Source organism: Oceanospirillum sediminis, assembly GCF_014164585.1.
GTDB classification, from domain to species: Bacteria; Pseudomonadota; Gammaproteobacteria; order Pseudomonadales; family Halomonadaceae; genus Oceanospirillum; species Oceanospirillum sediminis.
In genome coordinates this window covers 1-21,372 of the sequence record NZ_JACJFM010000010.1, presented here as the reverse complement: position 1 = coordinate 21,372, position 21,372 = coordinate 1, and the positions used below count along the sequence as shown (strand labels likewise).

Annotated in this window: 21 protein-coding genes and 1 other RNA gene; 16 read left to right on the top strand and 6 right to left on the bottom strand. The window is 49.8% G+C overall.

Annotated features, from left to right (window positions below; translation table 11 throughout):
- Nucleotides 1–346 precede the first annotated feature (346 nt).
- The 4 genes from coxB (at nucleotide 347) to H4O21_RS09660 (ending at nucleotide 4,814) form a co-directional block, all read left to right on the top strand.
- Nucleotides 347–1,501, top strand: a complete 1,155-nt coding sequence (gene coxB / locus H4O21_RS09675) for a cytochrome c oxidase subunit II (protein ID WP_255487236.1) — start codon at nucleotides 347–349, stop codon at nucleotides 1,499–1,501.
- Nucleotides 1,502–1,531: 30 nt separating this feature from the next.
- Nucleotides 1,532–3,106: a cytochrome c oxidase subunit I gene (gene ctaD, locus H4O21_RS09670; protein WP_220495599.1), complete on the top strand. Its 1,575-nt coding sequence runs from the start codon at nucleotides 1,532–1,534 to the stop codon at nucleotides 3,104–3,106.
- A 141-nt stretch (nucleotides 3,107–3,247) separates the two neighbouring features.
- Complete coding sequence (locus tag H4O21_RS09665; protein WP_182808662.1) at nucleotides 3,248–3,907, top strand: cytochrome c oxidase assembly protein; 660 nt, start codon at nucleotides 3,248–3,250, stop codon at nucleotides 3,905–3,907.
- 1 nt (nucleotide 3,908) lies between these two features.
- On the top strand, nucleotides 3,909–4,814 hold the full coding sequence (locus tag H4O21_RS09660) for a cytochrome c oxidase subunit 3 (RefSeq protein WP_182808661.1): 906 nt from the start codon (nucleotides 3,909–3,911) through the stop codon (nucleotides 4,812–4,814).
- Between the two features lie 37 nt (nucleotides 4,815–4,851).
- On the opposite strand, the gene H4O21_RS09655 is transcribed toward H4O21_RS09660, so the two are convergent.
- The gene (locus H4O21_RS09655) at nucleotides 4,852–5,061 is read right to left on the bottom strand and encodes a DUF2909 family protein (RefSeq protein ID WP_182808660.1); all 210 of its coding nucleotides are present in this window, start codon (nucleotides 5,059–5,061) and stop codon (nucleotides 4,852–4,854) included.
- Nucleotides 5,062–5,173: 112 nt separating this feature from the next.
- Here H4O21_RS09655 and H4O21_RS09650 point away from each other — a divergent pair, with 112 nt between their 5' ends.
- The 6 genes from H4O21_RS09650 (at nucleotide 5,174) to H4O21_RS09625 (ending at nucleotide 10,989) form a co-directional block, all read left to right on the top strand.
- Nucleotides 5,174–5,971 (top strand): SURF1 family protein, encoded by a 798-nt coding sequence (locus tag H4O21_RS09650; protein WP_182808659.1) that lies wholly within the window; start codon nucleotides 5,174–5,176, stop codon nucleotides 5,969–5,971.
- A 341-nt stretch (nucleotides 5,972–6,312) separates the two neighbouring features.
- Nucleotides 6,313–6,909 carry a redox-active disulfide-containing membrane protein gene (locus H4O21_RS09645; protein ID WP_182808658.1) on the top strand — a complete coding sequence of 199 codons (597 nt, stop codon included), beginning with the start codon at nucleotides 6,313–6,315 and terminating at the stop codon, nucleotides 6,907–6,909.
- 131 nt (nucleotides 6,910–7,040) lie between these two features.
- The gene (locus H4O21_RS09640; RefSeq protein WP_182808657.1) at nucleotides 7,041–8,153 is read left to right on the top strand and encodes a COX15/CtaA family protein; all 1,113 of its coding nucleotides are present in this window, start codon (nucleotides 7,041–7,043) and stop codon (nucleotides 8,151–8,153) included.
- Nucleotides 8,146–9,048, top strand: a complete 903-nt coding sequence (cyoE, locus tag H4O21_RS09635) for a heme o synthase (RefSeq protein WP_182808656.1) — start codon at nucleotides 8,146–8,148, stop codon at nucleotides 9,046–9,048. Before H4O21_RS09640 ends, cyoE begins: the two co-directional genes overlap by 8 nt.
- A 96-nt stretch (nucleotides 9,049–9,144) precedes the next feature.
- Nucleotides 9,145–9,744: a Yip1 family protein gene (locus H4O21_RS09630; protein WP_182808655.1), complete on the top strand. Its 600-nt coding sequence runs from the start codon at nucleotides 9,145–9,147 to the stop codon at nucleotides 9,742–9,744.
- A gap of 288 nt (nucleotides 9,745–10,032) precedes the next feature.
- On the top strand, nucleotides 10,033–10,989 hold the full coding sequence (locus H4O21_RS09625) for a pseudouridine synthase (RefSeq protein ID WP_182808654.1): 957 nt from the start codon (nucleotides 10,033–10,035) through the stop codon (nucleotides 10,987–10,989).
- A 126-nt stretch (nucleotides 10,990–11,115) separates the two neighbouring features.
- Here the strand turns inward: H4O21_RS09625 and rpiA are convergent, their stop codons facing one another.
- Nucleotides 11,116–11,790: a ribose-5-phosphate isomerase RpiA gene (gene rpiA / locus H4O21_RS09620; RefSeq protein ID WP_182808653.1), complete on the bottom strand. Its 675-nt coding sequence runs from the start codon at nucleotides 11,788–11,790 to the stop codon at nucleotides 11,116–11,118.
- A 296-nt stretch (nucleotides 11,791–12,086) separates the two neighbouring features.
- On the opposite strand from rpiA, the gene ilvA reads away from it, so the two are divergent.
- A complete protein-coding gene (gene ilvA, locus H4O21_RS09615; protein ID WP_182808652.1) occupies nucleotides 12,087–13,598 on the top strand; it encodes a threonine ammonia-lyase, biosynthetic in 1,512 nt (503 codons plus the stop codon).
- Nucleotides 13,599–14,210: 612 nt separating this feature from the next.
- Here ilvA and H4O21_RS09610 read toward each other — a convergent pair.
- The 4 genes from H4O21_RS09610 to H4O21_RS09595 form a co-directional block, all read right to left on the bottom strand.
- The gene (locus H4O21_RS09610; protein WP_182808651.1) at nucleotides 14,211–14,843 is read right to left on the bottom strand and encodes a 5-formyltetrahydrofolate cyclo-ligase; all 633 of its coding nucleotides are present in this window, start codon (nucleotides 14,841–14,843) and stop codon (nucleotides 14,211–14,213) included.
- 18 nt (nucleotides 14,844–14,861) lie between these two features.
- A non-coding RNA gene (gene ssrS, locus H4O21_RS09605) (6S RNA) lies at nucleotides 14,862–15,041 on the bottom strand.
- Nucleotides 15,042–15,074: 33 nt separating this feature from the next.
- The gene (locus H4O21_RS09600) at nucleotides 15,075–15,401 is read right to left on the bottom strand and encodes a cell division protein ZapA (protein ID WP_182808650.1); all 327 of its coding nucleotides are present in this window, start codon (nucleotides 15,399–15,401) and stop codon (nucleotides 15,075–15,077) included.
- A complete protein-coding gene (locus H4O21_RS09595) occupies nucleotides 15,394–15,606 on the bottom strand; it encodes a coiled-coil domain-containing protein (RefSeq protein WP_182808649.1) in 213 nt (70 codons plus the stop codon). Before H4O21_RS09595 ends, H4O21_RS09600 begins: the two co-directional genes overlap by 8 nt.
- Before the next feature lie 179 nt (nucleotides 15,607–15,785).
- Between H4O21_RS09595 and H4O21_RS09590 the strand changes: the two genes are divergently transcribed.
- From H4O21_RS09590 to H4O21_RS09570, 5 genes are all read left to right on the top strand, one after another.
- On the top strand, nucleotides 15,786–16,367 hold the full coding sequence (locus H4O21_RS09590; protein ID WP_182808648.1) for a UPF0149 family protein: 582 nt from the start codon (nucleotides 15,786–15,788) through the stop codon (nucleotides 16,365–16,367).
- Nucleotides 16,368–16,570: 203 nt separating this feature from the next.
- On the top strand, nucleotides 16,571–17,911 hold the full coding sequence (pepP, locus tag H4O21_RS09585; protein WP_182808647.1) for a Xaa-Pro aminopeptidase: 1,341 nt from the start codon (nucleotides 16,571–16,573) through the stop codon (nucleotides 17,909–17,911).
- A gap of 13 nt (nucleotides 17,912–17,924) precedes the next feature.
- Complete coding sequence (gene ubiH, locus H4O21_RS09580) at nucleotides 17,925–19,211, top strand: 2-octaprenyl-6-methoxyphenyl hydroxylase (RefSeq protein WP_182808646.1); 1,287 nt, start codon at nucleotides 17,925–17,927, stop codon at nucleotides 19,209–19,211.
- 3 nt (nucleotides 19,212–19,214) lie between these two features.
- On the top strand, nucleotides 19,215–20,474 hold the full coding sequence (locus H4O21_RS09575) for an FAD-dependent monooxygenase (protein ID WP_182808645.1): 1,260 nt from the start codon (nucleotides 19,215–19,217) through the stop codon (nucleotides 20,472–20,474).
- A gap of 338 nt (nucleotides 20,475–20,812) precedes the next feature.
- The coding region (locus tag H4O21_RS09570; protein ID WP_182808644.1) for a hypothetical protein at nucleotides 20,813–21,372 on the top strand (560 nt) is incomplete at its 3' end.

Below are 21,372 nucleotides of genomic sequence, written 5' to 3'. Positions count from 1 at the left end.
ATCCCTGTCTATACTCAAGCTGAAATCGCCCTTTTTCTGACTATCTGACAGGTGGAAGTAACAGCTTCTTTGCCAGGGCAGGATCAGAAAGAGAATCCTATTATCCGAGACTCTGCGCTAAGCCCATTATGGACACAGCCTGAGCGTGCCGGAATATGAACACTGACACGCCTGCTGTCTGACAGATCATCTGTCTGGCAGGAAGCATCCCGGCTGACAGACTATTTCTGCCAGTACTCATCCGTCGATGTTGATATTCCCGTACCCTGAGACCCTCCATGTCCGGAACTGAATGAGCGGGCCACGCGTATACAGTTTCAGCCAGCCGAACAGTACAGGTGGGCCTATGGACAAGTTAAGGGACTCAGGCAGCGGACCGCGTGCACAGGGTCTGATCCTGACAACGTTATTCGCCTCTTCAGCACTTGTGGCATCCACAGCAAAAGCCGACTGGGAACTCAATATGCCCGTGGGTGTGACAGAAATCAGTCAGTCGGTTTACTCCCTGCACATGATTATTTTCTGGATCTGTGTAGTGATTGCCGTGATCGTCTTTGGTGTGATGTTCTGGTCAATCTTTCATCACCGGAAATCCAAAGGTGTTAAACCAGCCAGTTTTCATGAAAGCACCACTGTAGAGATTATCTGGACGGTTATTCCATTACTGATTCTGGTGGGTATGGCCGTACCGGCTACAGCGACGCTGCGTCAGATGTACGACACCTCGGATGCAGAAGTGGATATTCAGATTACCGGCTATCAGTGGAAGTGGCGTTACCAGTATCTGAATGAAGAGATCGATTTCTTCAGTAATCTCACCACTCCCAAAGAGCAGATCGAAAATCAGGCGGAAAAAACCGACACCTACTTGCTAGAGGTGGATAACCCTCTGGTACTGCCCGTAGGTAAAAAAGTGCGTTTTCTGCTCACCTCCAATGATGTGATTCACTCCTGGTGGATTCCCGACTTTGCAGTGAAAAAAGATGCCATTCCCGGCTTTATCAATGAAGCCTGGACCAAGATTGATAAACCCGGCACCTATCGTGGTCAATGCGCCGAGCTATGCGGTAAGGATCATGGCTTTATGCCTATCGTCGTGGTGGCAATGAACGATGATGACTATGCAGCCTGGGTTGCTCAGCAACAAACTGCGAAACAGGCGAAAGCGGCATCAGCCGAAAAAGAATGGACGCTGGCGGAACTAATGACCAAAGGAGAACAGGTCTACAACACTGCCTGTGCTGCCTGTCACCAGGCTAACGGCATGGGTATTCCCGGCGCTTTCCCGGCACTGAAAGGTAGCCCGATGGCAACCCAGGACAAAGCAGGCCATATTAATATCGTACTGAATGGTAAAGCCGGAACCGCTATGGCTGCTTATGGCAGTCAGTTTGATGCCGTCGATCTGGCAGCGGTTATCACTTATGAACGCAATGCCTGGGGCAACGACACCGGAGAGATTGTCACCCCCCAGGATATTAAGCAGATTCAGGGCCAGTAGGTCAGCATAAGGAGCAGGATGATGAATGATATGACCCAACCTGAGCTGATGCATGGCCATCATGGCCCGGCTCGGGGTATTACACGCTGGATTTACACCACTAACCACAAAGATATCGGTACGCTCTATCTCTGGTTCAGCTTTGCTATGTTTCTGATTGGCGGCTGTATGGCGCTGGTGATCCGCAGTGAACTCTTTCAGCCCGGTCTACAGCTGGTGCAACCTGAGTTTTTTAATCAGATGACCACTATGCATGGACTGATTATGGTATTCGGGGCTGTGATGCCTGCCTTTGTCGGCCTCGCCAACTGGATGATTCCACTGATGGTAGGGGCACCGGATATGGCACTGCCCAGAATGAATAACCTGAGTTTCTGGATACTGCCGTTTGCTTTTGCCATGTTGCTATCGACACTGTTGATGGAAGGTGGTGGCCCTAACTTTGGCTGGACCTTCTATGCACCGCTTTCTACCACTTATGCCCCTCCAAGCGTAACCTTCTTTATCTTCTCAGTACACATGATGGGCATCAGCTCTATTATGGGGGCGATCAATGTCATCGCCACCATTCTGAATATGCGCGCACCAGGCATGACCATGATGAAGATGCCACTGTTTGTCTGGACCTGGCTGATCACCGCTTTCCTGCTGATTGCCGTGATGCCGGTACTGGCGGGTGTGATCACCATGATGCTGATGGATATTCATTTTGGCACCAGCTTCTTTGATGCCGGTGGCGGCGGTGATCCGGTCCTGTTCCAGCACCTGTTCTGGTTCTTTGGTCACCCGGAAGTCTACATTATGATTCTGCCTGCCTTTGGCATCATCTCTCATATCGTACCGACCTTTAGCCGCAAGCGCCTGTTTGGTTACGCCTCTATGGTATACGCCACAGCATCCATTGCCCTGCTGTCGTTCGTGGTCTGGGCGCACCATATGTTTACTGTAGGGCTACCCTTAGCCGGTGAGCTGTTCTTTATGTATTCCACTATGCTGATCGCCGTGCCCACCGGGGTGAAGGTGTTTAACTGGATCAGCACCATGTTCCGTGGAGCAATCAGTTTTGAAACACCTATGCTGTTTGCCATCGGCTTTATTGTGCTGTTTACCATTGGCGGTTTTTCCGGGTTGATGCTGGCGATCTCTCCGGCTGATTTCCAGTACCACGACACCTATTTTGTGGTGGCACACTTCCACTATGTACTGGTGCCGGGTGCGGTCTTTTCCATTATTGCCGGAGCTTACTACTGGCTGCCGAAATGGACCGGCCATATGTATGACGAACGCCTGGGACAGTGGCACTTCTGGTTATCAATGGTCGGCGTTAATCTCACCTTTTTCCCGATGCACTTCATCGGTCTTGCCGGAATGCCCCGGCGTATCCCGGATTACGCCCTGCAGTTTGCGGATTTCAATATGATTGCCAGCATTGGTGGTTTTCTGTTCGGTTTCAGCCAGCTGCTGTTCCTGTATATCGTGATCAAATGCGTTAAAGGTGGCCAGAAAGCAGAAGATAAACCCTGGGAAGGCGCTGAAGGGCTGGAATGGCAGGTGGCATCGCCAGCGCCCTACCATACTTTTGCTCAGCCACCCCGAATTGACTGAAATACCGGGCCGGACTCAGACGTTGTCATCCGGCCTGTTTTATGCCCGTGAGTACCGAATAACCAATAGAGGCACTTTCGAGGTAAACAACACAACCCGCTGCACTGAATGGTTTCCAGAACAGGAAGTCGGGAGGTAAGCATGAAAGATCAGAATCCACATAAAACCACAGTGAGCAAATTAGTGCTCGCTACCCTGGGCATGTTTCTGTTCGGCTTTTTGTTAGTCCCTTTATACGATGTTTTTTGTGATATTACCGGGCTGAATGGCAAGGTTAGCAACACCGCCTACGTAGAAAAAGAGGGCTTTACCATTGACCCTAACCGTAAGGTCACTGTGCAATTTCTCACCAATACTAATGCCAATATGAACTGGTTGTTTGAAGCAGAGGCTCGCTCCATTCAGGTTCACCCTGGTGAGCTGACCCGAGTTAGCTTTTCTGTCGTGAACCCTTCACTTAAACGCATGACCGCTCAGGCAGTACCCAGTGTCAGTCCTTCAGAAGGTGCAGAGTACCTGTTGAAAACCCAGTGTTTCTGTTTTGAACAGCAGGAACTGAATCCGGGAGCCAGCCAGCAGATGACCCTGTTATTCCGGGTTGACCCTCAGCTTCCTGATCATATTTCGACTCTGACTCTGGCGTACACCCTGTTTGATATCAGTTCAACCCGCCCTGTCAGCAGTATTGCGGAACGTCCTGGAACATACTCCGGTTTCCCGGCTGCAACAGACTCACTGTTCACGTCACAGTCCCTACTAATCTCACACGCTCAAACACTCCGGTTAGCAGGAGGATACTAAGATGAGTACTGCACACGCTCACCCCGATCATGATGATCACGCACAGAGTTATTATGTTCCCGCACAGAGTCACTGGCCCATTGTCGCGGCTTCCGGCCTGTTTCTTTTGATGTTTGGCATGGGGAATATGATGAATAATCCGGATGGGGCTGCCAAATGGCTTACTCTGGCAGGATTACTGGTCATTATCTGGATGTTTTTTGGCTGGTTCAGTGCTGTTGCCCGGGAAAGCATGGAAGGCCTGTACGATGAACAGATGGATCGCTCATTCCGCTGGGGCATGGGCTGGTTTATTTTTTCCGAAGTGATGTTCTTCGCAGCCTTCTTTGGCACACTTTTCTACGTGCGCCAATTTGCTGTGCCCTGGCTGGCCGGTGAAGGCAGCAATGCCATGACCAATGAGCTGTTGTGGCCAGGTTTCATGGCAGAGTGGCCTCTGATGACCACACCGGATACAGATAAATTTCCGGGACCAGAGCAGATCATAAACCCCTGGCATCTGCCTTTAATTAATACCGTGCTGCTGGTGGCATCCAGCGTCACTCTGACCTGGGCTCATCACGCTCTGCAAAAAGATAAACGAGCCGCAGTTAAAGGCTGGCTGGCACTGACTCTGGTACTGGGTGTCTGCTTTTTGATTATTCAGGCAGAAGAATATATCGAAGCCTATACCGAACTGGGACTGACCCTGGCGTCGGGGATTTACGGTGGCACCTTCTTTATCCTGACCGGCTTTCATGGCCTGCACGTCACTATGGGCAGTATTATTCTGCTGGTGATGCTGATACGAATTATGAAAGGGCATTTTGATGCGAAACATCACTTCGGCTTTGAAGCCGCAGCCTGGTACTGGCATTTTGTTGATGTGGTCTGGCTGGGACTATTCCTGTTTGTCTATGTTTTCTGAAACAGGCTTAATTGGATGCAACGTACCCTAATACAGTCTACCAGGGAGCCTGAGAGTGCAAGGCTCCACTGGAAAAGCCATACACCAGACAGATCAGTACCCCCACTGTCAGCAGGACACGTACCTTAAGTGACGTCAGCAGCTTCAGGCTGCTGTCTTCACTGGCAGGCCGTAATAAAAACCACAGACCACAGGCCAGACTGAATAAGATCAAACCAAATAGCAGCAGTATCATTGCTTTCAGCATATGTATCTCCGAATAAAGCCTGAGTCATAAAAAGAATGTAGTAATACAGCCAGGAAAAAACCTGTGAGGCGGACCAGGATAATAACAAGGACCGCTCAGAAGGATAACAGTCATGGCCTCTTCATGTTCCGAAAAATCAGCGATAAAACCAGACCGGCGCTATCCGGTCAGGATACTGTTTTTCCATCTGCTGGTATTAAGCATCATCAGTCTCTGCATCACTCTGGGCTTCTGGCAACTGGAAAGAAGCAATGAAAAAGCCCGCATGCTTGAGCAGATCCGACAGGGCTATCAGCAACCGGCATCAGCACAACAGATGGCTGATGCGATTGAACAAGGGCGAGTTGCTAACTACAGTCATTATTATCTCAGAGGGCGCTTTCACCCGGAGTACTCTTTCATTCTGGATAACAGGACCTACCAGGGGCGCGCCGGTTATCAGCTGCTAACCCTGTTTGAGCTGTTACCGGATACCAGACTACCGCTGGCCACGGATCAGACACAATGGATACTGATTAACCGGGGCTGGATTGCAGCACCTCGCCTGCGTTCTGAGCGCCCGACCTATCAGACACCTCAGGGAATCCATCAGCTACAAGTTCAGCTGGTACAGCCTCACCCTGTGGATAAAACAGAACAGCTGGATCTGAAATGGCCGGTCCGGATTCAATGGCTGGACCTGCATCAGCTATCCGGGCTGATAGAAAAGCCATTACTTCAATATGAATTTCGTCTGGTCGATGCCCACCAGCCGGGTGTTCAGATTGCACAACCCGCAGCTCCGGCTCTGCTACCGGCACAGCACATCGGGTATGCCGTGCAGTGGTTTTCTCTGGCCGGAGTCCTGCTTCTGATCTGGGGCTACTATCATCTGCCACACCCTGTCTGGCGTTCACGCCAGACATCCTGAGCCAGAAAACCATAACTTAAAAAATGTAAACACACACTCACTTAAATTTTATCTGGCCGGATAGCCCTGTCACATAAGGCAAGTTCAGGATTCTCTGCTAGCTTAAACAGTATGCCTGTAAAAATACCCGCTCTCGTATTTCTGTATCTGGCGAAGTAATCGGAATCCGGATAAAACATAAGTCATCAGAATCCGGGACAGACATGATCCGGCACTGCCTGCAGAACCAGTGAGCAACCACTTAAGCAATTAAAACCTGCACCTGTCTCCCGGTAAAACAATGACCGGCGAGATCCGGAATAACAATAAAAAACCTCACAGGATGAGGTCAGGAGTTTGTTATGCATGTGCTGACTGAACGACAAATCCGGCGTAACCGTCGTCGGCTCTCTTGTTTACTGATGTTACTGCTGGTGCCTTTTGTCCTGGCATGGATACTGGTACGTTTCGAAATCTGGCGACCGTCTGAAACCATCAATCAGGGTAGTATTATTCAGGAAAAACAGCCCTTTTATCGCTGGCCCTGGCAAGCCCGTGAGCACTTCCCGGATCAGCTGAAACAACATTGGTTACTGGTACTGGTTCAGGGTAAAGAGTGCCAGATACCCTGCGCTCAGTGGCAGTATCAGCTACAACAGATCCACAAAGCACTGGGTAAAGAAGGTGACCGGGTCAGACGAGTGTTACTACAGTCGGTGCTGAATACTCTGCCAGCTCCTGAAGCACCACAGGGCATGGGGGATATTGCCGTTCGACGGTGGCATAACCTAATGATGTCAGAACCGGCATGGCAGGCCCGTCCCTGGCTGGAAAAAGATTACCAGGTACTGGTGGTTGATCCCTTCGGCAATCTGGTTACCGGATATGCGCCGGATCATTCCGGGAGTGCTTTACTGAAAGATCTCAGGCGATTGTTAAAAGCCTCATCAGCAGGCTGAGCCAATATTGCTGCACAGGGCTCTGAATCGTCTCAGCACATCATCATTACAACACTGTATTTTCAGGGACAGTGACCTGCAAAACCCGAAAAATGAAAAAACCGGGTGCATACTGTCAGGGAGAATATCATATGAAACCTGCAAGAATAATTCACCCGGCACTGACTCTGGTCCGAACAGGGCTGGTGTTGGCGGTACTGGTGATAGGGCTTGGTGCCTGGACCCGTCTGGTCGACGCCGGTCTCGGTTGCCCGGACTGGCCGGGCTGCTATGGACACCTGATCGTACCCACAACGGAAAGTCAGCTGGCACGGGCAACAGAATTATTTCCCGACCATACCGTTGACGCCAGTAAGGGCTGGCCCGAAATGATCCATCGTTATGCGGCAACGGCCCTTGGTCTGGTGATTCTGTTGCTGGCGATTCAGGCCTGGCGCTGTCGCCATATCGCAGACTACCCGCAAAAACTCAGTCATATTCTGCTGGGGCTGGTGATACTACAGGGTATGTTTGGTATGTGGACTGTTACGCTCAAACTCTGGCCTCAGGTCGTTACCCTGCATCTGCTAGGCGGCATGACCACACTCAGTCTGCTTTATATTCTGCATCTTCGCCTGGATCGTCTGTATCAGCGGCTGGCGGATAATTATGGCTGGAGTGAAATGCGCTTTGAGAACCTGCTACAGGAACACAATTCCAAAGAGTGGTTTTTACTCTGGAAGTTGCGTCACTGGAGTGTCATGGCCCTGGCGGTGCTGGCCGTACAGATCGCGCTTGGAGGCTGGACCAGTGCGAACTACGCCGCATTTGCCTGCCCGGATTTTCCCCAGTGTCAGGGCCAGTGGATGCCAGATATTAATATTGAGCAGGGCTTTAATCTGAATCAGAGAGTCGGTCCGGATTATCTGGGTGGACAGCTCGACGGCGCTGCCAGAACCGCCATTCACTACACTCATCGGGTTGGTGCTTTAGTCACCTTTATTCTGGTTGGCGGACTGGCATTGTATATGATGCGTCGCCCCCTGAGCCTGTCACTGCAACATCGGGCATTAATGCTCTTTGTTGCTCTGGTTTTTCAGGTGTTTCTGGGCATTGCCAATGTCCTGCTGTTTTTCCCTTTAACTCTGGCGGTCATGCATAACCTGGGCGCAGCCTTTTTACTTCTGAGTCTGTGCAATCTACTCTGGTATCTGTATGCCCTGCATCCACCGCTGCCATTCGGAGGGGTGATTCATCATGCGTAACTCATATCAATTACCTGTACTGTCCGTGCGTCATATCTCCTGGCGCAGTTACTATCAGCTGTGTAAACCCAGAGTGGTCGCCGTTATGCTGCTCACCGCTCTGGTGGGCATGTGCCTGGCGCTGCCAGCAGCACTACCGGTTGATACAGTGATTTTTGCTCTGATCGGGATCGGACTGGCCGCAGGTTCTGCTGCAGCCATTAATCATCTGCTGGACGAAAAAATTGATCGGCTGATGTCCCGGACACGTTACCGACCTTTACCTCAGGGGCAGCTGAAGCCATCACAGGTACTCAGCTTTGCGCTGCTTATTGGCACCCTGGGTATCGCCATACTGTTCGCTCTGGTCAATGCCATCACCGCCTGGCTGACGCTGGCATCTCTGATCGGATATGCCCTGATTTACACCGCCGTGCTAAAACGGGCAACGCCACAGAATATCACCATTGGCGGGCTGGCCGGAGCGGCACCGCCGTTATTGGGCTGGACGGCAATGACAGGGCAGGTCGATGGCCATAGCCTGCTGCTGGTTCTGATTATTTTTGCCTGGACCCCCCCTCACTTCTGGGCGCTGGCACTGCACCGTAAAGATGAATATGCCAGGGCTGAAGTTCCTATGTTACCTGTGACTCATGGCGAAGCCTTTACCCGGCTGCAAATTCTGCTGTACACAGTGCTGATGATTATTACCACAGTATTACCCTACGCAACCGGCATGAGTGGTCTACTCTATATAACAGGCGTCATGATTCTGAATGGTCGTTTTCTGCAACATGTCTTGCGTCTGTACCGGGGTCAGGATCAACAAGCCGCAATAAGAACTTTCTGGTTCTCAATCCGCTACATCATGTGGCTGTTTGTGGTGCTGTTAGCGGATCACTATCTGCCGTTATGACCATGAAGGAATAACACCGGATAAAGAATAAAAAACAGCCTGTTCATCGTTTACGCAAATGATCTGTAAAGACCTGAAAAGGGTCAGGAGGTCCTCATGCTCCAGCATATGTTCGGGGTGATCTATCACCCAAAAGCTGAGTGGAAATTTATTAAAGAAGAAAAATACTCCTGGGTGGACTGCTACAAAAACGATATTCTCTGGCTGGCAGCCATCCCTCCTCTGAGTCTGTTTATCGGGACAACCCAGATGGGATGGAGTATTGCCGGAGGTGATTACATCAAGCTGACGGTGGCCAGTGCAATACCGATTGCCATTGCGTTCTATTTTGCTTTGCTTATCGGCGTCTACGCTATGGCGCACGCTGTGCACTGGATGGAAAAAACCTATGGCTCTGATGCCAGTTTTGATCGTTGTATGGTTCTGACTACATTTACAGCGACCCCTCTGTTTATGGCCGGTTTCGCAGGACTCTGGCCGATGCTCTGGTTTGTGGTCATGTCAGGATTAGCTGCTCTTTGCTATACCATTTATCTGCTTTATAACGGCGTAGAAACCATTATGGAAATCCCGGAGGAACAGGCATTTTTGTTTGGTACTTCCATCCTGACAGTCGGTCTTGTCTTCCTGGTCTGCATTATCACAGGAAGTGTTCTGCTCTGGGGAATGGGGATGATGCCGGTATTTACCAGCTGATATTACACAGGTTTTACCTCTGTGGCCCTTTTGGCCACCTGTCCTCCTGATCGCTTAGTAAGGCCGTTTGGGAGTGTAATGCCATGTTGAGCCGGGCTATGCCCGGCTATTTTTCGTCTGGCAAGCCACTTATCGAATCAGTAAAGAAACAGACTCATGCTAAGAGAGATATTATATCGCTATCTGTGCACTGTCTTTCCGATAGCCCATCCTCTACAATCCGCCTACTGTAATACTCATCCGCCTGTCCGGCCTGTCTTTGTAACCCGATAACCAGATACCTGTTTTATGGCCCGTAATCGTTCCGGTAAAAAATCTCCTGTATCGCCTTTGCCTATCAGAGATGGCATTGCCCCCAGTTACCTGAATTTGCCTCATGGCGAATGGCCTGACTTGCTGAGCTTCCTGATTGAACGTTTTCCTCACCTGCCAGCGGAAGTGCTGACAGATCGCCTGCGCCGAGGTGAGCTGGTGGACAATGATGGACAAGCCTTCACACTGGCCAGCCCGTTCCGACAAGGACAACGAGTCTGGTATTACCGCGAGGTACCGGATGAAAAGACTGTACCCTTCCAGGAGACCATCCTGTTTGAAGATGAGCTGATTGTCATTGCCGATAAACCTCATTGGTTATCCACTATTCCGGCCGGACGCCATCTGAAAGAGACCCTTCTGATCCGCCTGAGAAACCGGCTCAGCCTGCCAGAACTTGCGCCATCACACCGTCTGGACAGAGAAACAGCCGGTCTGGTACTGCTATGCAAACAACCAGAGCATCGTGGCGCTTATCAGACCATGTTCCAGAAACGGAATGTACAAAAGCACTACCAGGCCGTTGCACCTGTCAGAAATGACCTGACGCTACCTTATGTATATCGCTCAAATATTGTCAGGGGAGACACTTTTTTTACGATGAAAGAAGCGGAAGGGGAAAGTAACAGTGAAACAGAAATTAATCTGCTCCGACAGGAAGGTAACCGGGGCCTTTATCTTCTGAAGCCTCATACAGGTCGTCAGCATCAACTCAGAGTGCATATGTCAGCACTGGGCATACCGCTGGAAAATGATCCCTGGTATCCGATCGTTCAGCCTGAGGCGGATCATGAGGATTACAGTCAGCCTCTGCAACTGCTGGCATATACCCTGGAGTTTACTGATCCGGTAACAGGCCAGGCCCGCTTTTTCCGTAGTCAGCGGCAGTTAAATATTACAGCACCAAAGCCTCTGGATCAGGCTGACTCCTGACATCTCAGCCAGAAACGATTCAGGCTTCAATCAGAAAAGCTTCAGTCAGAATGGTTCTGGCTCAGATCAGAAGCCTGGTAGTAAAGATAAAGCCGACAGACAATATCGGCTTTATCTTTGATGTTATCAGACCGCCGTGATGCTCTTCACGCCGTCAGAACAGCCCAGTAGCAGTAAATCTGCCGGACGTAAAGCAAATAAGCCATTGGTCACAACACCGGTAATATTATTAATTCTCTGCTCCATAGCCAGAGGATCATCAATCGGGAAGTTGTACAGATCCAGAATCACATTGCCATTATCCGTGACAAAGTCTTCGCGATACACCGGGTTCGCTCCCAGCTTAACCAGCTCACGGGCGACGTAGCTACGTGCCATAGGGATCACTTCTACCGGCAGAGGGAAAGTCCCCAGAATATCCACCTGTTTGCTCTCATCAGCAATACAGATGAATTTAGTGGATGCCGCACCAATAATTTTTTCACGGGTCAGTGCACCGCCGCCACCTTTAACCATATGCAGGTGTGGATTAACCTCATCAGCACCATCAACATACACAGGCAGTGTGCCCACGCCATTCAGATCATAGACGTTGATGCCATGAGCCTGCAGGCGTTCACGTGTCGCTTCTGAACTGGCCACAGCGCCATCAAAGTCCAGCTTGATTTCAGCCAGCGCATCAATAAAGAAGTTCGCGGTAGAACCCGTACCAACGCCAATGATACTGTCTTTGCTGATAATCTTTTTTACTTCTTCCAGGGCTGCTTCAGCCACGGCTTTTTTCAGTTCATCTTGTGTCATGAGATCTCTGAGCCTGAGTGATATGATGCTTACAATAAAATCATGCCCGACTCCGAAGAGGGGCCGAATCAGTCCGCGCTATTATACGTCCAGAATGCGTGCAACTGTAGACGTTATCTCTTCTGAAAGCATATGATAGACCGCTTATCAGGAAATACCCTTACCCCCTGATATAACAGCACCGAAAACACTGACAAAATGCCATTGCAACCGGTTATTACTACAACCATTTGTCAGGCTGTGTTTCCGGTGCTTTTTATTGATTAGTATTGTTGTGCATAGAGTGAAGCCAGAAAATGTTGGAAAGATACGTTAAACGCATATTACAGGCACGCGTCTACGACGTGGCCAAAGAAACACCTCTGAGTGAGGCCCGTTTTCTCTCTAAGCGACTGAACAACAATATTTATATTAAACGCGAAGATCTTCAGCCTGTTTTTTCTTTTAAGCTGCGTGGCGCTTATAACGCTATGGCACAGCTGACTCAGGAACAGAGAGATCAGGGCGTCGTCACCGCTTCTGCTGGTAACCATGCTCAGGGGCTGGCGATGTCTGCTAAGCAGATGGGAGTCAAAGCCACCATCGTTATGCCCAAAATCACACCAGATATTAAAGTGGCCTCCGTTAAAGCCCGTGGTGCGAAAGTGGTTCTGAAAGGCGATGCTTTCGATGAAGCGCTTAAATATGCCTATCAGCTGGTGGAAGAAAAAGGCTACACTTATATTCCACCTTATGATCACCCTGAGGTCATTGCAGGCCAGGGCACCATTGCGATGGAAATGCTGCGTCAGCATCCTGGTGATATTCACGCGATCTTCGTACCAGTCGGAGGCGGTGGACTGATTGCCGGTATCGCCTCTTACGTGAAATACCTGCGCCCGGATATCAAAGTCATTGGTGTCGAAGCAGAAGACTCAGCCTGTCTGAAAGCAGCTCTGGATGCCGGTGAGCGAGTGGTACTGGATCAGGTAGGTATTTTTGCCGAAGGTGTGGCCGTTGCCCAGATTGGCGAAGAACCTTTCCGTATTGCACAGCATTTTGTTGATGGTGTGATCACGGTGAATACTGATGAGATCTGTGCTGCGGTAAAAGATGTGTTTGAAGATACCCGTGCAGTCTCCGAGCCTTCTGGTGCATTATCTCTGGCAGGCCTGAAGAAATACGCTCAGACAGAAGGCGTTGAAAATGAAACCCTGATCTGTATTAACAGCGGAGCGAACACCAACTTTGACCGTCTGCAACATATTGCAGAACGAGCAGAGCTGGGAGAAAAGAGAGAAGCGATTCTGGCTGTTACTATCCCGGAACGTCCAGGCAGTTTTGAGCAGTTCTGCAAAACCGTTGGTCGCCGTATGGTGACCGAATTTAACTATCGCTACTCAGATGATCATCATGCCCGGATCTTTGTTGGTGTTCAGCTGAAAGATGCGGATGACCGTAGCGAACTGATCACCTCTCTGGAGCAGGCCGACTACCCTGTAGAAGACCTCAGTGATAATGAGATGGCTAAGCTGCATATCCGTCATCTGGGGGGTGGTCGTAATGATGCGGTCAGTGATGAGCAGCTATTCCGTTTTGAGTTCCCGGAACGCCCAGGTGCTTTGCTGAACTTCCTGAAAAACCTGGGCCAGAACTGGAATATTTCTCTGTTCCATTACCGTAACCACGGAGCAGCTTATGGCCGTGTTCTGATCGGTATGCAGGTACCGGATGGTGATAAGCAGAAGGTAGCCGAGTACCTGGATCGTATCGGTTACCGTTACTGGGATGAAAGCCAGAACCCGGCTTACCAGCTATTTTTACGATAAATTAAAAAACGCTGTTTAAGCTATATAAAACAATATGTTAAAGGCCTGATTTTCCTTATGGATACAGGCCTTTTTTTGATATCTGGCATAACGCATTACATTAAAAATCGCTTATACTTAATGCGTAAGCACAATTGGCACAGATATTTCAGTTGGATATTGCAAAGTCAGAGTTAACCTTTTAGATTAACGACTGATTTATGGAGTCCCGATCTCAGTAGTCGGGGGAATTCTGGTAACCACGCAACATACGAAGGGATATTAGATGAAGAAGAAGAGTCCTGATCTGGTAACAGCGCTTATACTGGTATTTGGATTAGGTGTGGTTGTAACGAGTTATGCACAGGGACTGCTCTGATATCTTGAACAACTAACTGTTACCTTAATTATCCTAATCTCAGGAAAAAAGCCCTGCTTACTTAATAGTGCAGGGCTTTTTTTCTTTTATATCAAACAGATATATATTAACCCCAGACAAACTTCTCTTTTTCTCTGTCCCTTGCCTCTGAAACAGACGATTCATTAAAGATATCCAGTCACCAGACCAGAGTACTCAGCAAAAGAGAGTAAAAAATAAAGGCACACAGATAATAATAGCCGGGCAAGACAAAGTCAGGATGCCGGATAAACATCCTGATCCGTTACAATACCATGCAAAGGAATATCCCAGCTCTCTACCGGCAGATGCTCCGTTTTCTGGCATTCATGCGCCAGGCCAAGCAATGCCGGACGAACGGAGGCACTTTGCCGGGTAAAGGCAAAAGTCCGGTCATAAAAACCGCCTCCCATCCCCATTCGTCCTCCCTGAGTGTCGAAAGCCACCAGAGGAAACAATACCAGATCCAGATACTTAGCGGCACAGCGGTTAAGACGGTTATCACTGAACCCCTTTATTCTGGGCTCAGGAATACCGAACTTATTTCGGGTCATCGGCGTATTCAGGTCATAACGCACAAACCACAACTGGTTCACCACCAGGGGTTTCAGTACCGGCAGATAGCAGGTTTTACCCATTTTCCTCATCTGCTTAATCACATGCACCGGATCAATCTCACCATCATTGGCCAGATAAACGGCTATACGGCGGGCACGCAGGAACTGAGGTAATTTCTTAACCTGATTTAATAACTGCTGAGCCGCACGTTTTTGCTGAGCTGGAGATAGGCTACGGCGTCTGCGTCGCATTTCACGACGTAACTGAGGCCGGTTAAGGGAATATAGAGAATCAGAAGATGGCAGTGTCATGGTATCTCGTAAGAGGTACAGGTTCCCGGAAGTGCCGCTGTCACCGTTGCCCTTGAACCAATCGGTTCAAGGTGGGTAATCATCGAAATACCTAAGGCTTTCCGTCGCGCGGACTTGCACACGGGTATCTACGGACGACTCCCTGGGTACAGAATTAGGCTCGAGGACGTTAGTGACTGGCAAACACTCCAGGAAACTGGAGAAAGAGTATAACCTGATTTCAGAAAAAAATCAGGCTGCGTTTGTTTTTTCGTCTTCATCCTGCTGACGCAACGCCTGAATAGCAGACGACAGTTTCTGGTTAATACGCTTGAGCTGATCACTGGACGCTTCATCAGAAGTGTTCTGATTCAGCATTTCATAAGTAATATTCAGAGCTGCCATAATCGCAATACGCTCTGTACCTATCACTTTGCCACTCTCTCTGATCTCGCGCATTTTACGATCAAGATATTTAGCGGACTTTATCAGTTCTTCTTGCTTCTCTTCCGGGCAGCCTACCATATAGCTGCGTTCAAGAATCCTGACTTCAATGCTCTGACTATTATGTTCACTCATGACCCGGCTCCGAAGCCCCAAGACTGGAAAGAAGACTCCCTACCTTTCCTTCAATTAATTGTTTTTGCTGTTCCAGTTCCTGGATCTGCTCATCCTGCTTTTTCAGTTGAAGTTTCAAAGCATCATTCTCTTTGCGCAGATCAACACAAATCATAAACAGCTCATGCAGTTGCTTTTCCAGCTGATTCAGATCATCAGTGTCCATAAATTCAACTTTTGCTCAGGATATCCGTAATATAGAACTGAGATTGTAACTGGTCAATTCGCGCGAATGAATACTAACTTCCTGACAAAACCATATTTTATGTTCAGAATAGAGAGAGACAATACATTTATTAAGTCATTTATCGTAAATTTCTGCATCGTTATGAAAAGGCATACAGCATGAATGAAACTCAACAGCCCGGTTTTGCTGAGATCAGTAATCTTTTTTTACGAAACGGTTGCCTTCACTCACCGGCTGAGTTACACGGCGATCTCTGTGGTCAGCTATGCGCCGGACGTCAACCCGCTCTGGACGCCTGGCTGATACAGTCTATTCAGTTTATGGAAGCGGAACAACTGGATTCTTCCAATTCAAAAGTAGAACTGGCTGAGCTACTGGAAACAACAACCAGTGGACTACAGGATGAGGAATTAGGTTTCAGTCTGCTGATTGCAGATGAAGATTATTCGCTGAATGAACGCATGCAAACCCTGCTGGAATGGTGCGAAGGCTTCCTTTCTGCACTGGCGGATAATCAGCAATTTAAAGAAGGCGCGCTATCAGAAGAACTGAAAGAAGCCATTGAAGATCTGGAACAGATCGCCTCTGTCAGCGAAGCCATTGACGATGATGAACAGAATGAACAGGACTTTTTCGCCGTCAGTGAATACGTACGCATGACAGCAATGATGTTGTATACCGAATGTAACCCTGGCACTCCGGACGTGATGGCCGATCAGTCTGGTGCCGCTTTGCAATAACGCCAGCCATCGGATTCGCAGCCCGGCAACGCCAGTTGCAGGTTGCGATTCCTGCCCCGCTATTGACCCTGCGTTTAAATAAAACCCGGACCATCTGTCTCAGGATTATGCACGTACAAAAGCTGTCAGTGGTATCATCCGGCAGCTGTGTGTTTAAAAAATAGTATTTCCCGGTTTCAGGTCTAACAATCAGGATAATCTTGATGAAAAGCAACAAGCCCGTATCTCAGGACGAGTATGATCAGCGTCGTAAGGCTCTGATGGCTCAGTTACCGACTCACTCCGTCGTTATAATCCCTGCAGCAGAGATCCGTTATCGCAATAACGATGCAGATCACGCCTTCCGTCAGGACAGTGATTTTTTCTATCTGACGGGCTTTAATGAGCCGGATGCATGGCTGGTTCTGACTCCCGGACATACTGACGGCGACTGTCATCTGTTCGTACTGCCTAAAGACAAAGTGCAGGAGATCTGGACAGGCTACCGTACAGGGACAGAAAAGGCGATGAGTCATTACCAGATGAATCAGGCCTATGAACTGAATAAGCTGGATGAACGTCTACCGGCCCTGCTGGATGGCCGGGAACATTTGTATTACCCCATGGGCCGCTCTGAAGCACTGGATCAGAAAATAGCGTCCTGGTGTCAGAAATTACGTCAAAAGGCCAGAGCAGGAGCTATTGCACCGGAAAGTCAGCACAATTTATTACCGTTGCTACATGAGATGCGCCTGAAGAAAAGTGATCAGGAGCTGACGATTATGCGTCAGGCCGCAGAGATATCATCACAGGCACATTGTCAGGCAATGACGATTTGCCAGCCAGAGATGATGGAATACCAGCTGGAAGCTGAGTTTATCTATTACTTTATGCGCTCAGGCAGCCGCTCTGTTGCCTATAACACCATTGTCGGCGGCGGCGCTAACGCCTGTGTACTGCACTACGTCGAAAATGATCAGCCGCTGAAAGACGGTGATCTGGTACTGATTGATGCGGGCTGCGAACTGCATAACTATGCCGCAGACATTACCCGTACTTTCCCGGTTAACGGACGCTTCAGTGAAGATCAGGCCACACTTTACCAGCTGGTACTGGATGCTCAGCTGGCAGCGATAGAACAGGTTAAACCCGGACTGGACTGTCATGCTCCTCACCGGGCCGCTGTGCGGGTACTGACCAGAGGTTTAATGGATCTGGGACTGCTATCTGGCAGCTCTCTGGATGAGCTGATCGATAACGAAAGTTACCGTCAGTTCTACATGCATGGCACAGGCCACTGGTTAGGGCTGGATGTACACGATGCCGGGCGGTACAAAGTTAACGGGCAGTCACGCCCACTTGAAGCCGGTATGGTACTGACGGTAGAGCCCGGACTTTACATCGCCCTGGATGATGACAGCGTAGATGAGCGTTGGCGTGGCATAGGTATCCGTATTGAAGACAACGTGATTGTCACCAGAGATGGTCATGAGGTCATCACGCAGGATGTGCCTAAAACCATTGCCGAAATTGAACAGCTGATGGCAGCAACACCAAACAGATAAAAGTGATCCGGATATGACTAAGACTCAGGAATTTGATATTGCAATTATTGGTGGCGGGCTGGTCGGTGCCAGTCTGGCCTGTGCTCTGGAGGGCTTTGCCCGTGAGCATCAATGGTCTGTTGCAGTGATAGAAGCTGTCGATATGCCTGAAACCACTGATGGCAGTCATCCGGATAAATTTCAGCCCAGCTACGATGCCCGCTCGACAGCATTATCCTGGGGCACCCGACAAATCTATCAGCAGATGGGTCTCTGGCAGGACCTTGCCCCCCATGCCGCTGCCATCAGACATATTCATGTCTCTGATCAGGGACATCTGGGAGCCACCCGCCTGAGCGCCCATGAACATAACGTCGAAGCCCTGGGCTATGTTGCCCCTAATCAGTGGCTGGGACGGGTACTGTTGAATGGAGTAAAAAGCGCTCAGCACGTTCACTGGCTCTGTCCGTATAAAGTCACTGCTTATCAGACCGGAAGCGATCAGCATCAGCTACAGCTGACCAGTAATCATGGCGAAGAACAAACTGTAAAAGCCCGATTAGTGGTACTGGCTGATGGAGGTCAGTCCGGCCTGAAAGAGCAGTTGCAGATATCTGACGTCAGTCGCTCTTATGATCAGTTTGCTCTGGTGTGTAACCTGACGACCAGTGAACCCCATAACAACCGGGCTTTTGAACGCTTTACACCATCCGGCCCTATGGCATGGCTGCCATTAACAGGAGAGAGGGACATTGCTCTGGTCTGGACAGTCCCTTCGGATCAGATAGACGAAGTCGCCGCTCTGGATGATGATGCCTTTAAGTCCCGCCTGCATGATCTGTTTGGTTTCCGGCTAGGTGGCATCGAACGTATCGGAGAACGTTACCAGTATCCTCTGACACTGAAACGAGCTACAGAACAGGTACGTCCCGGATTAGTGGTACTGGGCAATGCTGCTCACTATATGCATCCAGTTGCCGGTCAGGGTTACAACCTGGCGTTAAGAGGCGTAGCTGAACTGGCCGGAGTACTGAATGAAGCCGCGCTGGCCGGAAAATCACCAGGCGATCTGAAGGTGTTACTGGAGTATCAGCAACGCCGCCAGCAGGATCAGGATACGGTGATTGGCTTCAGCGATGGACTGATTCGTCTGTTTGCAAACAATAACTTTCTGCTGGGCCATGCCAGAGCAGGCGGGCTTATGCTACTGGATCGTCTGAAACCCGCTAAACGCTGGTTTGCCCGTCAGGCAATGGGCCTGGGCAGCCAGGCTGTCAGACTGAAACCCATTCAAACCAATAATGCCAGAGAAGCGAGATAAACCATGACCCAGGCAGCTCCGATAAACCATTACGACCTGATTATTGTGGGCGGCGGCATGGTCGGCGCCTCAATTGCCTGTGGACTATCCGATACAGGAATGCGCATTGCCGTGCTGGAAGCCTCTGAGCAGACTCAGCCCTGGCAACCGGATCAGGTTGATCCCAGAGTCAGCGCCCTGACAGAAGCATCCCGTACTTTTCTGGAATCCCTGAATGCCTGGCCGGGTATGACGCAGATGCGTGTGACGCCATATCAGCAGATGAAAGTCTGGGAAGCCGATGGCACCGGGCATATTGAATTCAGCTGTGACGATATTCATGCTGAAAATATTGGCCATATCGTTGAAAACAGTGTCACTCTGAATGCATTGATACAACAGCTGGAGCAGAAATCTCAGGTCGAGATACTTCGTGGGGCCCGACTGACGGGCATCACTGATGCTTTTAAAGATGAATATGGCAGTTGCCGAAGCGTTATGCTGGCTGATGGTACACAACTCAGTGCTCAACTGATTGTCGCGACTGACGGTGCCCGTTCAAAAGTACGGGAGTGGGGCGGCTTCGAAACCCGTGAGTGGGACTACGGTCATGACGCCATCGTTACAACTATTAAGCTGGAGCAGCCTCATCAGGGTACGGCATGGCAGCGTTTTATGCCTACAGGTCCTCTGGCATTGTTGCCCGTTACCTTTAATGCAGATGACCATTACTGCTCCATCGTCTGGTCCACCACACCGGATGAGGCCCAGCAACTGAGTGAGCTATCTGACGAAGCCTTTTGTGCCGAGCTGACACTGGCCTCAGAGCAACGCTTAGGTAAAGTCATCAGTTGCGATCCTCGTTTTACTTTTCCTTTGCGCCAACGTCACGCAAAAAGTTACTGGAAAGAGAGTCTGGTACTGGCTGGTGATGCCGCACATACCATTCATCCATTAGCAGGGCAGGGCGTTAACCTGGGCTTACTGGATGCCGCCACCCTGACAGAAGAGCTGGCTAATGCCTGGCAACGCCAGCAGCCTCTGGGAATTGCTCAGACTCTGGGGAAATATCAGCGCCGCCGGATGCCAGACAACCTGAAAATGATGGCACTTATGGAAGGGTTTAAGCGCTTATACGGCCCAGTCCCTGTAGGTTTACGCTGGGCTCGCAATGTTGGGATGAACCTGGTCAACGACACGCCTGTAGTCAAACAACAGCTTCTGCGTCAGGCACTGGGAGAAAGAGGCGGTTTACCTGAAGCTGCAACCGTTAAGCTGGCTTAGCCAGAAAACTCATAAACCCTCGCCCGACAGGGCGGGGAGCCGTCACGCTTAATATCGCATTACATATAACTATTGCTACTTTCTGACCTCGCCGTCAGTTTATTTCTTAACACCACATCGTAAATAGCCTTCCAGCCAGTATCCCGATGCCCCCTGAACATATGATCCCAAGGGCATCATACGCCTGCTCCGAACAGAAATGAGATAAGCCTCACAATTACAGCTTAATGCGAGGGAATTTGTCAGGTTCAGACTTGTCAGGTGATTAATAAAGGCGCACAGTTGCAGCTAATAACACCTGAAAACCTGCCCTGATTTTTATCCAGAGGAGTAAAATAATGTCCACAAAACTGGAAAAGAAAAAGACTGATGACCAAACCGAAGAAGAAACTGCAGTAGCCCAGAATAATAACGGCAATGGCAACGACAACGGCAACGGCAACGGCAACGGCAACGGCAATGGCAACGGCAACGGCAACGGCAACGGCAACGGCAACGGCAACGGCAATAATTCTGATACAGATGAAGACGCCGAAGATAACACCGATAGCAACGATGCCAGCGATGAAAATAGTGTTGATGATGCTGATAGCAATGAAGATGACGATATCGTAGAAGACGACGACGCAGAAGACGACGACGCAGAAGACGACGACGCAGAAGACGACGACTCAGAAGACGACGACTCAGAAGACGACGACGCAGAAGACGACGACGCAGAAGACGACGACGCAGAAGACGACGACGCAGAAGACGACGACGCAGAAGACGACGACGCAGAAGACGACGACGCAGAAGACGACGACTCGGAAGACGACGACTCGGAAGACGACGACTCGGAAGACGACGACGCAGAAGATAATGTGTCCGATCACGTCAATACAACTCTGAAAAATCT